At 52.7% G+C, this 14249-nt stretch carries 11 protein-coding genes; 4 read left to right on the plus strand and 7 right to left on the minus strand.

What is annotated here, in order from left to right; genetic code table 11:
* Positions 1–3: 3 nt before the first annotated feature.
* Entirely contained in the window at positions 4–2079 is a 2076-nt protein-coding gene (locus tag LX87_RS12775; RefSeq protein WP_229310646.1) for a M16 family metallopeptidase, read from the minus strand.
* Positions 2080–2155: 76 nt separating this feature from the next.
* Positions 2156–3589, minus strand: coding sequence for a M16 family metallopeptidase (locus LX87_RS12780; protein WP_111628630.1), 1434 nt, complete (start codon positions 3587–3589; stop codon positions 2156–2158).
* A gap of 239 nt (positions 3590–3828) precedes the next feature.
* On the opposite strand from LX87_RS12780, the gene LX87_RS12785 reads away from it, so the two are divergent.
* Positions 3829–4152 (plus strand): hypothetical protein, encoded by a 324-nt coding sequence (locus tag LX87_RS12785; RefSeq protein WP_111628631.1) that lies wholly within the window; start codon positions 3829–3831, stop codon positions 4150–4152.
* Here LX87_RS12785 and LX87_RS12790 read toward each other — a convergent pair.
* From LX87_RS12790 to LX87_RS12800, 3 genes are all read right to left on the minus strand, one after another.
* A complete protein-coding gene (locus tag LX87_RS12790; protein ID WP_111628632.1) occupies positions 4149–5327 on the minus strand; it encodes a cation:proton antiporter in 1179 nt (392 codons plus the stop codon). The genes LX87_RS12785 and LX87_RS12790 overlap by 4 nt on opposite strands.
* A gap of 77 nt (positions 5328–5404) precedes the next feature.
* Complete coding sequence (gene crtD, locus LX87_RS12795; protein ID WP_111628633.1) at positions 5405–6868, minus strand: 1-hydroxycarotenoid 3,4-desaturase CrtD; 1464 nt, start codon at positions 6866–6868, stop codon at positions 5405–5407.
* Between the two features lie 57 nt (positions 6869–6925).
* Positions 6926–7801, minus strand: a complete 876-nt coding sequence (locus LX87_RS12800; RefSeq protein ID WP_111628634.1) for a PE-PGRS family protein — start codon at positions 7799–7801, stop codon at positions 6926–6928.
* 184 nt (positions 7802–7985) lie between these two features.
* On the opposite strand from LX87_RS12800, the gene LX87_RS12805 reads away from it, so the two are divergent.
* Positions 7986–9812 carry an ABC transporter ATP-binding protein gene (locus LX87_RS12805; RefSeq protein WP_111628635.1) on the plus strand — a complete coding sequence of 609 codons (1827 nt, stop codon included), beginning with the start codon at positions 7986–7988 and terminating at the stop codon, positions 9810–9812.
* Positions 9813–9817: 5 nt separating this feature from the next.
* Here the strand turns inward: LX87_RS12805 and LX87_RS12810 are convergent, their stop codons facing one another.
* The gene (locus LX87_RS12810; protein WP_111628636.1) at positions 9818–10891 is read right to left on the minus strand and encodes a zinc-binding metallopeptidase family protein; all 1074 of its coding nucleotides are present in this window, start codon (positions 10889–10891) and stop codon (positions 9818–9820) included.
* Between the two features lie 375 nt (positions 10892–11266).
* Here LX87_RS12810 and LX87_RS12815 point away from each other — a divergent pair, with 375 nt between their 5' ends.
* Positions 11267–11941, plus strand: coding sequence for a DUF4369 domain-containing protein (locus tag LX87_RS12815; protein ID WP_111628637.1), 675 nt, complete (start codon positions 11267–11269; stop codon positions 11939–11941).
* Between the two features lie 47 nt (positions 11942–11988).
* On the opposite strand, the gene LX87_RS12820 is transcribed toward LX87_RS12815, so the two are convergent.
* On the minus strand, positions 11989–12438 hold the full coding sequence (locus tag LX87_RS12820; protein ID WP_111628638.1) for a lipocalin-like domain-containing protein: 450 nt from the start codon (positions 12436–12438) through the stop codon (positions 11989–11991).
* 224 nt (positions 12439–12662) lie between these two features.
* Between LX87_RS12820 and LX87_RS12825 the strand changes: the two genes are divergently transcribed.
* Positions 12663–14249: an N-acyl-D-amino-acid deacylase family protein gene (locus tag LX87_RS12825; RefSeq protein ID WP_111628639.1), complete on the plus strand. Its 1587-nt coding sequence runs from the start codon at positions 12663–12665 to the stop codon at positions 14247–14249.

Raw genomic sequence — 14249 nt, forward strand, 5'->3', positions numbered from 1 at the left:
CAGTTACTGAATTGCAAACTCCTTATCGTCCAGCCCCGAATTGACCACCAGCGATTGGGTTTCCATCTTCATCACCATCGGTCCAAAGTTTTGCGTTAACGTGTAGGGAAACTTCACGCCGTTCACCTCCTTGTAGTCACTGAAACCGACATTGACCGCCATGTCGCCCTGCGGAGTCTGTTCAACACTGGTGGTCTGCACTTTCAATCCGCTTTCCACGTCGTAGAAAACCGAGAATGATTTGCCCCCCAACGCTACGTCCACTTTGTAGGCATCTTTGTCGTTTACCTTCTCGGTTCCGGCCAGCGTTGTTTTTGCCCCAAAATTGCTAAACAGCAACTCCGGGAAGAGCGATGCTTTCAGTATCTCTACTTTCGCTTCGTCGTTGGCCACATCTTTTGACTGACCGCCCCCTTCCATTTTGACCTTCGTGCCGTCGGAGGTTATTTTCTGCACCACCTGCCCCATCGCCGTTACCGACAGGATAAACTTGGTCAGTCCTTTCTGCTTCGATTCCACGTCAATTTTAGTACCCTGAATTTCGGTCGTCAGCTTCTGGGATAAGTCCGTAATTTTGGCCACGGCCTCTTTGCCTCCAATTGCTGTAAGGTATTTGCCAACCACCTGCTCGGTGGTCAGTCCGGCGGGTGTTGCGGTCGTCAGTTTACCGGCAGCCGGAGCGTCCACTTTATTACCGTTCATGTCGTAATAAACCACCTCACCAAACCGCTTCAGTTTGTCGGCTACGTCGGCGGCTTTGCCAACCACCACAATGTAGGCGTGTTCGGGATCAATGAGTTTGGACGCCGACGTCTGAATCTGCGCATCCGTTACGGCTTCGACGTTTTTCAGGTAATTGGCAAAAAAATCGTCCGGCAGATTGTAGCGGGCGGTATTGATCGCAAATTCCGCAATGGTTTCGGGGTCTTCCAGCGTAAAAATAAAATTGCCGGTAAACGTATTTTTCGTATGGCTCAGTTCGTCCGCCGTGGGCTTCGAATCCCGGATGGCTTTCAGTTCGTTCATAAACTCGGCCACGGCACTGTCCGTTACGGCATTCCGGATGCTGGCATTGGCCCGGAACCGGCCCACCAGCCGGTCGCTCGTCAGGGACGAATAAGCGCCGTAGGTATAGCCGTGTTTCTCGCGCAGGTTGTTGAACAGACGCGCATCGCCACCACCCAGAATATCGTTGGTGAGGCTGGCCTGAATCGACTCCGTTGTATACGGTTTTAGCTGAACCGGGTGCGTAATGTACACCACCGACTGCACGGCGCTGGGCCGGTCCACCATCGCAACGATGGTTTTGGCGGGCGGCTTCGGCATTTCGTAGTTCGGTTTCGGCACTTCGCCCGGCTGCCATTTACCGAAATATTTCTCCACCATCGACCGGGCTTCTTCCGGCGTAATGTCGCCCACCACGGCCAGATAACCGATGTTGGGCCGGTAATAGGTTTCGTAAAATTTGCGGCAGTCGTCGAGCGTAATGCGGTCTACGGTTTCCTCCGAATCGGGTTCGCCGTACGGATGATCTTTGCCGTATACCAGAATGCTGCTGACGCGGCCAGCAATAGCCGCCGGGCTATCCTTCTGCGACGCCAGTCCGGATTTGGTCTGCTTTTTCAGTTTGTCCAGTTCCTCGGGCGTAAACTTCGCGTTCAGCACCACATCTGACATCAGCTCGAGCATTTTCGGCGTGTGCTTTTTCAGCGACATCGCGTAAACACCGGTTGGCGACGTGCTCAGCGTGCCACCAATGAAGTCAACGGCTTCGTCGATCTGGTCTTTGGTCCGGGTTTTGGTGCCGGTTTTGACCATCTGACCGGCAATGCTGACATACCCCGCCTTATCGCCCTCGCGGATGGGCAGATAGTCCAGAAGCAGACTGAAAGCCACACGGGGCAGTTTGTTATTCTGCACCACGAACACTTTCAGGCCGTTGGCGAGCGTAAAGGAAACGGGTTTTCCGACCTTGATGGTGGGGGCCGGACCATCTGCCGGCAGTTTCGACCGGTCAAGCGTCTGCGCCTGGACCGACAGACCGAGGGCGATCAGACCCGCAGCCACTATGGATTTCATTTTCATCGAAATCATTCAATATTCGTTATCAGGATTTCTTTCTATAAGAAAAGTCTCTACTCTTAAATCGTGTCTCTTAGTCGCCTTTGCCTTCTTTTTTGGGCTCCATCGCTTTCGGCAGGTAGTACAACACCACCCGGTTTTCTTTCGTCAGGTATTTATTCGCAACCCGGCGCAGGTCTTCTTTCGTTACTTTGTTATACCGCTCGAGTTCGGTATTGATCAGGTTGGCGTCACCCAGATACATTTTGTAATTGGCTAGGCTCTCGGCAATTCCGGCCACACCCGCATTTCGGTTCACGAAACTGGTTTCAATCTGATTTTTGACCTTCTGAAACTCGGCATCCGTCACCAGATTCTTCTTCACTTTTTCGATTTCCGCATTCATTCCGGCTTCCAGGTCTTCGGCCTTAACGCCCATGTTGGCAATACCGATGGAAATAAACAAACCGGGGTCTTCGGTCGATAGCGGGAACACACCCGTCTGGACGGCTTTCTGCTGTTTATCAACCAGTTCCTTATTCATGCGCGAACTTTCACCGCCCGCCAGCAGGGTTTGCAAAACGTCCAGCGCGTAATAGTCCGGATCGCCCTGCGCCGGCATATGATAAGCCTGAAAGACGCCCGGCAGCGAAACGTTGTCGTAAACAATATCGCGAACCTCGGCTTTCTGGGCCGGCTCTTTTACATTCGGTCGATACGGTGTTTTGGTTCCCTTCGGAATTTCGCCAAAGTACTTCTCAATCAGCTTTTTGGTTTCATCCGGATTAATGTCTCCGGCGATGGACAGAATGGCGTTCTGCGGGATGTAAAACTCTTTATAAAAGTCCCGGAACTCGTCGATTTTGGCCGCATTCAGGTCTTCCATCGAACCAATAGGCGCCCATTTATACGGGTGAACCTTGTAAGCATGACTCAGCACCTGCGGAAAAAAACTGCCGTATGGCTGGTTCTCATACCGTTGCCGCCGTTCTTCCTTCACCACTTCGCGCTGGGTTTCTACGCCTTTCTCATCCACCTTGGCGTGCAGCAACCGCTCCGACTCCAGGTAAAGGCCGAGTTCGAGCTTGTTGGACGGCAAAATTTCATAATAGAAGGTACGGTCGTTGGACGTGTTGGCGTTCAACTGCCCACCAGCGGCTTTAACGATTTTCATGTATTCGCCCCGCTTGATGTTATCGGAGCCTTCAAACATCAGGTGTTCGAAGAAGTGCGCGAAACCCGACCGGCCCGGTTGTTCGTTTTTCGAACCGACATGGTACATCATCGTGACGGCTACCAGGGGCGTCGTGTTGTCCTGATGCAAAATAACGTGCAACCCGTTTGGCAGATCGTATTCGGTGAATTTGATACGCGGAGCGGTTTGGTCCGCCGTTGTTGTCGCTGCCTTCTTTGGAGCCGCTGCGGCCGGTTTTGGCGCGGGCCGGGGAGCGGGTTTCTTGGGCGTTTGCGCCACAGCCGACCAGAACAGGCACTGGCTCAACGCAACATAAAGCACGGTTTTTTTCATAAAATGGTTACTAGAATGGAGAATAGGTTGATTCCGGCAATCCGGCCTTTACCAAATATACAATTGTTTTTTTTCGCGTAAATGGTCTTCCCTAAAGCCGAATGTTAAAGTTTGTCAAAAGGCTGAAAGTGAGGGATGAGCGGCAAACGTGGCCGTTTTTTTGAGGTAGCTAAAATGGTGATTAATCCGGCAACCGGTATTTTTACGAAACGTATCGTTGGCCCTTTAGAAATCAGATTATGATCGTAGTTCGTGTCCCGTTTTTATGGGTGAGTGGCATGGCCTTATTTCCGTTTGTTCTGGTACGGACGAAACGGCCGGACGCGGTATTGCTCCACCACGAACGCATTCACCTGCGGCAGCAGCTGGAACTGGGCATCGTGCCGTTTTACGTCTGGTACCTGGCAGAATACCTCATTCGGCGCTGGCAGTACGGAGATCATTATACGGCCTACCGCAACATCAGCTTTGAGCGCGAAGCCTTTGAGAATGAGTGCAATCTGACGTACTGGAAAACCCGCCAATGGTACGGTTTCTGGAAATACCGTACCCGTAGACTTTAAAGCGGTTCGGTTTCGCGGTAGCTGATCACGCCCAACATCATTACCAGCGCCGTCAGAATTACCATCACCGTCAGAATCCCGTCGCGAAAACCGACCAGTTTGAGGTTATCCGGGATACTCAGGGACAACAGGATGGTAACTAACCCGCGGGGCGCAACAAACACCACCGGATTAATGCTCCCCGGCAACGAAAACCGCAGCGTACCGGCCCGCACAGCATAAAGAACCAGCAGCAGTAAAAAGCTGACAATCAGCGCGTCGGTTTCAATCAGCGCCGGCACATTGGAGGCATAGCCAAACAGCAGAAAAAAGAATGTCCGGACAATGAACGCACCCTCCGCCGTCAGGTTTTTGAACTGGTCGAGTTCTTTTTCAAAGAGGTCATTCTTGAAGATTTCGTCGAGCCGCCCGCGGATGAAAAGCTCCGTATTGTTCAGAAACAACCCAAAAACTAGAATGAGCAGCAGTGGCGAAAGCTGATAAATCCGACTGACCGCGTAGACCAGAAAAAGCACGGAAATAATGGGCAGAAACTTGATGTGGTGGCTGATTTTACTGATCAGGTACAGCAGAAAAAAACAGCAGATCAGGGAGATAACGACCATGATCAGCGTGTCTTTGGCGAAAGAAAGAATGGAAAAAATACCACCGGATGCGTTGTAAACCAGAAAGTTAAAAATCATAACCCCCAGAATATCGGACAGCGACGATTCGTAAACGATAAACTCCCGGCTCAGCGGATTCAGGGTTCGGGCACCGGGCACGGCGACGGCGCTGCTGATGACGGCAAACGGCATGGCGGCCACCAGGCATTTGAAAAAGGACGCTTCCATCAGCACGTAAAACAGGGCGGCCATGAGCAGCGACGTGAGCAGAATCGACGCCAGCGACGACCAGAAAGCCCGGCGAATGATCCCGAATTTGTCGCCCGTCAACTCCAGTTCCAGCGCCCCTTCCAGCACGATCAGAATCAGGCCCAGCGTACCGAGCGTGGGCAGAATGGTATCGACGTAAGGGAGTTGAAACGCAAAATAGTTGGTCACCTGACGCATCAGCATCCCCAACGCCAGCAACAGAATCACCGACGGCAGTTTGTAGCGGCTACTGAGCAGATCGAAAACGTAGGAAATCAGAACCGATAAGCTAAAAATGATAATCAGGTACGAGGTATCCATGCCGTCGAGTTTCGTACAAAAACGCAATATACGGTTTTCGTTCTTTTGGTAGCCAGGCGTCTTATTTACCAGACGGTCTAAATTAAATCCGTCGCAATTTTAGCGGACAACAGACAGAGCGGAATACCGCCCCCCGGATGCACGCTGCCACCGACAAAATACAGATTCCGGAACTGGTGGGAGAAGTTGGCATGGCGCAGAAAAGCCGCAAACCGGTTGTTGGAACTGTTGCCATACAACGCTCCCTGCGAGCTTGACGTACGGATTTCGATGCTGCGGGGGTCCAGGATGGATTCGCAGGCAATCAGCGATGCTACATCAACGCCCAGATTCTGGCTCAGTTTCCGGATCACATTCTGCCGGGTTCGGGCAATCAGATCATCCCAGTCCTGACCGGAGTTGTTCGGCGCATTGATCAGTAAAAACCAGTTTTCGCAGCCCGGTGGCGCATCGTCCGGTTTATGTTTGGACGTAATGTTGAGGTAAACCGTGGGATCGTCCGATAGCGTTTTTTGGTTAAAAATCCGGTCGAACTCGGTCCGGTAATCGCTGCTGAAGAAAATGTTATGCAACCCCAGTTCTGGAAATTCCCGTTTGATTCCCCAGTAAAAAATCAGGCCCGAACTCGACTTTGGCTGGCGCAAAATCCGCTCCGGCTGGCGGGCGTTGGGCAGGAGCTTTCGAAACGTGCTGACCACATCCATGTTGGAAACAACGGTGTCGTAAGGTTTGGGTTGGCTGCCTTCGGTAACGACACCCGCAATCCGCGCCCCCTCCGTCAGCAGCTTCGTTACACGGGTATTGAACTGAAACCGGACGCCCAGGTCTTGGGCCAGCCGGACGAGGCTGTTGGTGATGCCGATCATACCGTCTTTCGGAAAAAAAGCGCCGATGTTGTATTCCAGATGCGGAATAATGTTCATCGTGGCCGGTGTCTGGTACGGATCAGAACCGTTGTAAGTCGCGTATCGGTTGAAAAACTGCACCAGCTTCGGATTCTGAAACCGTTGTTCATTCGCCCGGTTCATGGTTTTAAAAACCTCCAGTTTGGGCAGGTTCAGATAACCGTGGAGCGCATCGCGGTTGGCCCAGGTGGATAGTTTGTGCAGCGAGCGGTGCAGAAAAAGCTTCTCGGTGATCGCGTATTTGGTGGCGCTGTCGTCCAGATGGGCCAGCAGGTGATCGGCGGGTTCACCCAGCTGGGTTTCCACTTCGCGGGCAAAGGCCGTCCGGTCGGCCCAGGCGGTCAGGCGGGTGCCATCGTCCCAGAAATAACGGCAGGTTTCGTCCAGCCGAATGTAATCAAAGTAGTCTTTCGGATTGCGCCCGGCCAGTTCGAACAGTTCGTCCACCAGTTGCGGCATAGTAAAGAGCGACGGCCCGGCATCAAACCGGAAACCGTTCTGCTCAAATCCCGACAGCTTACCACCGGGATACGCATTGGCTTCAAATACATCAACTGTATACCCTTTGACCGCCAGACGAATAGCGGCCGCAATACCGGCAATACCGGACCCAACAATAGCAGCGGTTTTCGACAAGACAAGGGGTGTTTAAGAATTTCCGACGGAGAAGCCTGTTCCCAATTCGTCAATTTTCTATAACCGTTTGTAGTAGTTCAAGGTTACGGATGCCTGGTTGCCTTTTTCGGGCAGGGTGTAATACCCGTTGCCGCCCTTGTCGAAGCCAATGGCCTCACTCTGCGTTCCAATCGGATCGGTCGCCAGCGATTTATACTTGTTTTTCTGCATCGCATCGGCCAGCGACTGTCCGTTTTCCCGACGCCAGTGATAAGCCCCGAAGTAGGATATCAGCAGAATTTCGTTGCCATCAGCCGAAACACTACCGCCCGTAATCATGCTCAGAGGGAGTTCTCCGTAATAATCCGCTTTGTTGACATCGGTTGTGCTTTGCGGATACGGCAGCCGATACACCCGGACTTTGCTTTCATCCTTGGTTACGACCCACAAGTCGCGGGTTTGCGGATCGAGCAGGATGGCTTCGGCGTTGCGCGGCCCGTCGGAATACCGGAAGCTGATTCGTTCGATGCCGCTGACGGTTTCTTCCGTGTTTTTCGGTTCCGGAAACCGGTAAATATAGCAAATGTCGTATTGCTTTAAATTATCGCCAATGTCGGCCAGGTAGAGGTACGAAACACCGTCCTGCGGGCCGGGTCCGATGGCCATATCTTCCCAGTCGCGGTTGGCGATTCCGGGTAGCGGAAACCGTTTTTCCAGCTTGCCGTCGGTGGTCATCAGGTTGATCTGGGCCGGTGTTCCGCTGTCTTCATGCACCCACAACCGGCCGTCCATGGTGCGGCTGGCCACAATTCCGGAGGCTTCATCGACGATTCCCGGCTGAACAGGAAATTTATCCGGCGTGGTGGAAAAGCGGTCGGAGGACTTGCTGGGAAAGATTTCGTTACACGAAGAAAGCGTGAACAGCAGAAAAACAGTCAGATACCGGAAATACATTCGTCTCAAGGTTGGTTGTATGTTACAAATAACGTTAAAACGGGTGCATCTGATTGGAAGAGCTCTAAAATTTTGAGTATACGTAGTGACAAATCCGGGTCTCCGGCCCATTCATGCGTTTGTCTGATCAGTTTACAGCAGCATCCGGGCGAGAATCCTGATTCAAGCCGTATCTTTGCAGGACATGAAAACGTATTTCCGCTTACTTTCATATGCCCAGCCCATCGGTCGCTTCCTGACGCCGTTCCTGATTACGTCGTTGCTGGCCAGCGTGTTTGGGGTACTGAACTTCACCTTGCTGATTCCGTTACTGGATGTTCTGTTTGACAAAGTTGACCCGGTTGAGTTGCAAAAACTGCTGAGCCAACCCGCTCCAACCCTGTCGTTCAACACGTCGCCGATTGACGCTTTTCGCTATTATTTCGCCCATTTTTTTCAGGAATACGGTAAAGTCGGCGGGTTGAAATTCGTCTGCGTGATCGTGGTCATATCGGTTATGCTGAACAATCTGTTCAAATACCTGTCTGTCCGGCAACTGGAGAGTTTCAAGGCCCGGATGGTGGCCCGGCTGCGCGAAACGGTTTTTACCAAAGCCATTCAGCTTCATCTCGGGTTCTTTTCAAACGAGCGCAAAGGCAACCTCATCGCCCGCATCCTGACCGATGTGCAGGAAGTCGAAAACTCCATTGCCAACAGCCTTTCGGCGGTTTCCAAAGAACTGTTTCTCCTGCTGGCCTACGTCATTACGCTGTTTAACCTGTCGGCCAACCTGACATTTTTCGCCCTGCTGGTTATTCCCGTATCCGGCGGATTTATTGCCATGCTCGTTCGCCGAATGAAGCGGGATGCGCAGGCCGGGCAGCAACGCCTGAGCGGTATTCTGAGTCTGCTCGACGAAACGTTTGGCGGTATGCGCGTGGTAAAAGGCTTCAACGCCGAACCGTTTGTTACGCGGAAATTTCAGGCCGAAAACGAGGGCTACCGGCAGTCGGTCCGGTCGCTGGCCAACCGGCGCGAACTGGCCTCGCCCTTCTCCGAATTTATGGGCGTAACGGTGGTTGCCATTATTCTGCTCTACGGCGGTTCGCTGGTTCTGAACAACCAATCAGACCTGTCGGCTTCGGACTTCATTACGTTTATCGCCATTTTCTCGCAGGTGACGCGCCCGGCCAAGGAGATTTCCAACGCCTTCAGTGCTTCGCAACGCGGGATTGCGTCGGGCGAACGGGTGCTGGAACTGATCGATACCGTACCGGCCATTCAGGATAAACCCAACGCCACCGAGCTGACCGGTTTTCAGCGGACTATTGAAGTCAAAAATGTATCATTTGCCTACCAGCCCGACCGTCCGGTGTTGAAAGAAGTCAATTTTACGCTCGAAAAAGGAAAAACCATCGCACTCGTCGGCTCGTCGGGGGGCGGTAAATCGACCATCGCCGACCTGATTCCCCGGTTTTACGACCCCGCAGCCGGCCAGATTCTGATCGACGGCGTTGACCTGCGGGATTGCACCATGCAGTCGCTCCGGAATCTGATGGGCATCGTGACGCAGGAGAGCATTCTGTTCAACGATACCATTTTCAATAACATTGCCTTTGGCAGCGAGGCTACGGAACAGGAGGTGATGCGGGCGGCCCAGATTGCCAATGCGCACGATTTTATTATGGCCCAGCCCGAAGGCTACCAGACCGTCATCGGCGACCGAGGAGGGAGGTTGTCGGGCGGGCAGCGCCAGCGCATCAGCATTGCCCGGGCCGTGCTGAAAAATCCGCCCATTCTGATTCTGGACGAAGCGACCTCGGCGCTGGATACCGAATCGGAAAAACTGGTGCAGGAAGCCCTTACGCGCCTGATGGCCAACCGTACCTCACTGGTGATTGCCCACCGACTGAGTACAATCCAGCATGCCGACGAGATTCTGGTGGTTCAGAACGGCGAAATTGTGGAGCGCGGTACGCATCAGGATTTGCTGGGGCTGGACGAAGGCTTTTACCGGCGGCTTACCGTCTAAAACCGTCAGTCGGCTCCGTTACGCCGGGTTTGGTAACATACCTGGTGGATAAAGCTCAGTTTTTCCATCACGCCGGGCGGAATGACAAACGGGTAGAGGTCGGCGTGGCCCATGCTGCGGTTCAGGTTGTTCATGGCAAACGACAACGGCCCCCACAAATCCATCAGGGCTTTAAAATCTTCCGGATCGTAGGGATCGGTTTTTTCGTCTCCAACCCCGCTCAGGGAGTCAACCACCGACTGAATTTTAACGCTCAGGCCAAACGCGTGTGCGGTTTCGAGCGTATCCAGAATGTGCAGGTAGTGCGCCCAGGTTTCGGCCCAGTCTTCCCACGGGTGGGCGGTGGCGTAGGCACTGATGTAGCTGAGGTTCCAGCCCGCCGGGGGGCCTTCGCGGTAATGCCGTTTCAGAGCCTCCTTGTAACTCTGGCGTTCGTCGCCAAATCGCTCGCGGTATGCGTCGATCCAGTCGGTATTCCGGATTAACCGATCCCAGTAATAATGCCCGATTTCGTGCCGGAAGTGGCCCAGAACCGTGCGGTACGGTTCGTCCATTTTCTGGCGGGTCATCTCCCGTTCTATGTCATCGGCTTCGACGATGTTGATCGTAATCAGCCCGCGCAGGTGCCCGGTCCGCACCGGGCGTTGCATACCGTCGGCCAGAAAATCAAAAGAAAGGCCGTTGTCGGGATCAACCGATTTGCTCACCAAAGGCAGCTTCATGCGCCGGAGCGCGTAAATCAGGCGGTGTTTGGCGGTTTCGATGACCTTCCAGCGTTGCAGGTACGCCGGTTTGCTCAGGTTCGGAATGGTCCGGTTTAACTGACAGGCTTCACAATACCGGGAGTGTCCGCTTTTGTCTTCTACCAGCCAGTTGCAAACCCCGTATTGCTGGTTGGCACAATAGCGATAACGGGTTTCATCCTGACCGTAAATCTGAAACGTCCCGGCATCGTTTGCAACCAACGGCAACAATTCCAGTTGGCCCGCCAGAAAACCGAGCGGATATTCGCACTGTGGACAGCGGTTATTTTCAAAATAAATCGGTTCTCCGCAGTGCGTACATTTAAAAAGTTTCATACTCAAACAGACCGAAGAACGTCCACAAGCTTTTTTCCCTACCCCCGCCCTGACGTTCACTAATTCTTCCTTGTAACGTCTTTACGCTGAAATGGTTCGATTGTCCGTCGTATAGCGGTAAGCTCCAAACAAAATGAAATTAAAAATAAACGGACCAAAATTGTCCCTGGAACCGTTCCGGGCGACATCTTAATCGTATACTGTCCGATCGTTTTGATTTGATCAGGCCAGACGATAAGTTTACTGGTTGATTCGAAAAATAAACGCAGACAGAAGGCAGGCTTTTGTGGTTAGGTAGTTGTCCAGCTAGCGGTTATTGCCTGTAAATCAAACTCATTTATAAATGGCAGTTGTCGAGAATTGTCTCCTATCAGCATGAAAACCCGTTTTATAGTCACTTTATGCCTGGCCGGTCTGGGCTTTTTACCGTCGGTTTGGGCGCAGAAAAACGTCCGGCTGCAAGGTAACGTCAGCGGCCTGGGCTCGGCGATGATCTACCTCAAGAAGACCGACAATTCCAACAGTCGGCCCGTGGTGGTCGATTCCGTCCGGGCGGCCGATGGGCGGTTTTCGTTCAGCCGCAGCATTCCGGAAATTGATTTTTACAATGTGGTGGCCGCCGGTTTGCCGGGTCAGGTGCAATTTATCTGGGACGGCGACCTGACACTCGAAGGAACCCGCGATTTATTTCGGGAATCGGAAATCAAGGGCTCTCCGCTAACCGATAGCTGGCTGAAGTTTCAAAACGAAGTAGACCGTCCGTACCGCGATGTGCTGATGGATTTATACAACGAACGTCAGCGCTCGAGCAGTGATACCGCGATTGCGAGCCGGGTTGCACGGGAGGAAAAACGGCTGAAGCAGGAACAGATCCAAAAAGTAGCGCAGCAAATTCGGGAAAACCCCGACTCGCAACTGAGTTTGTACCTGCTGAACTGGTACTGGCCGCAACTACCCAAAGCCGAAGCCCGCGCCATGTACGACAAGTTAAATTCATCGTTGAAAAACCATTCACTGGCGAAGCGTTTGCAGAATCAACTGCATAAGTAAGCCTTACGGTATGGCCCGAACTTCTATTGCACAGAACGAATCCAGTATCAGTCTTTCACCCGTACGTACGTTTCGGTAATCACCCGGTCAATACCCAGCTTGTCAACCTTTTCGATTCCTTTCTGGATCAGTGTGTCCCCCGCAATTTTCACCACAAACTCGAATTTGTTGTTTTCCCAGGCCGGGTCGATGTAGTATTCCAGATGTTCGGTGTAAACACTGTCGGCCAACGTGTATTTTCCGCCACCGGCTGTAAACGCAGCCGCCGAATCGCTGCCCGTTTGCCGATTATGGCTCATGAAGGCAAAGTGCGTTGGATTGATCATTTTGATCATTCTGACGCTCGGATTAAACGTGGAAAATGTTGTATCCTTTTCGGTAGTTGTGGCCGAAATTAACTCCCAGGTGCCAATGATGGGCGGGTTAGACGGCTTTTGCTGACAGCTACTGATGGCCGAAATAAGGCCGATAAAAAGAGGTACAAATTTGATATTCATAAAGCTAATCTATTGTAAATCAAACCATAGCCAATAGTCAAATGATTACCTAGATGAAGTCGGCCTTTTAACAGCAGACCGATTCAGCTACCGGAGAAAATTCTGCACTTGCAAAGAAGCTCCCATTTTTATCCTTCTGAAGCATTGGCAAATACCGCATTTGTTCGGTAAGTTAGGGGTTTCATGCCAGAATAGGCACGTCTGTTCATTATCATTACCCATTCATGAAGTCTTTTCTTTACCTCCTCTTCCTTTCTTCGTTCGCTTATGGCCAATCCTACGATCTGGTTATCAAAAATGGCCGTGTCGTGGATGGAACCGGCAACCCGTGGTACTACGCCGACATAGCCATTCAGAACGGAAAAGTGGCCCGAATCGGTCAAATTCCGGCTACGGATGCCAAAACCGTGATTGATGCTAAAAATCAGATCATTGCACCCGGGTTCATCGACGTTCATACACACGTGGAAGGCAGTTTACAGGACCGTCCGGGCGCCGAAAATTTTCTTTATGACGGCGTGACCACACTCGTTACGGGCAACTGCGGGAGTTCGGCGACCAACCTGCGGCTTTTTTACGATTCACTGCGCATCAACGGTTTTTCGCCCAACCTGGCGTCGATGATCGGCCACAATACCGTGCGGCTGAAAGTGATGAAAATGGCCTTCCGCGAACCAACTGCCAAAGAACAGGCCGAGATGGAAGCGCTGGTGGAACAGGCCATGAAGGACGGAGCCGTGGGCCTTTCGACCGGTTTGATTTATACGCCCGGCACCTACGCCCGCACCCCCGAAATTGTCAATCTGGCTAAAATGGCGTCGCGCTACGGCGGGGTGTACGCATCACATATGCGCAACGAGGGGCAGGAGGTGAAAAAGGCGATTGAAGAAGCCATCCAGATTGGCCGCGAAGCCCAGATTCCGGTCGAGATTTCGCACTTCAAAGTAGCCAGCAAACCCATTTGGGGATCGAGCGCCGAAACCGTTGGCATGGTGGAAGCCGCCCGGCGCGAAGGACTGGATGTAACCGTCGATCAGTATCCGTATACGGCTTCGAGTACCTCGCTGTCGAGCATCGTTCCCTCCTGGGCGCTGGCCGACGGCGATTCGGCTACGCTGGCCCGGTTTCGCGATCCGGCCACCCGTACCAAAATCCGAAAGGAAATGCTCGACGGTTTAAAGAAAAACGACCGCAAAAATTACGATTACGCCGTGGTGGCCTATTACCCCGCCGACACGACTTTCAACGGCCTGAGCATCAATAAAATCAATCAGAAACTGGGACGGAAAAATAAGGCAGAAACAGAAGCAGATCTGGTGCTGGAGTTGATGGAAAAAGCGGCCATGAAACGCATTCAGATGGTGTACCACACCATGTCGGAAGAAGACGTAGCGACCATCATGCGCTACCCAAACACGATGGTGGCGTCGGATGCGGGCGTTGCGCGCTACCAGTCCGGTATGCCACACCCGCGCGGATACGGCACGAATGCCCGCGTGCTGGGGCGGTATGTCCGGGAGAAAAAAGTGATTCCGGTAGAAGAAGCCGTTCGCCGGATGTCGTCGCTGCCCGCCCAACGGTTTAAACTGGATGATCGCGGAATTTTGCGCCCCGGTTATGCCGCCGACCTCGTTATTTTCGACGAAAAAACCGTATCCGATCAATCGACCTACGAGGCCCCCCACGCCTATTCAACCGGATTCTCGTACGTGCTGGTCAACGGCGTTCCGGTCATCGAGAACGGCAAGCACAACGGCAAACGGCCGGGGCAGGTGCTGATGGGCAAGGGATTTGTAGGGAAGGCGGAGTAA

The sequence above is a fragment of the Larkinella arboricola genome (assembly GCF_003259745.1).
Taxonomy (GTDB): domain Bacteria; phylum Bacteroidota; class Bacteroidia; order Cytophagales; family Spirosomataceae; genus Larkinella; species Larkinella arboricola.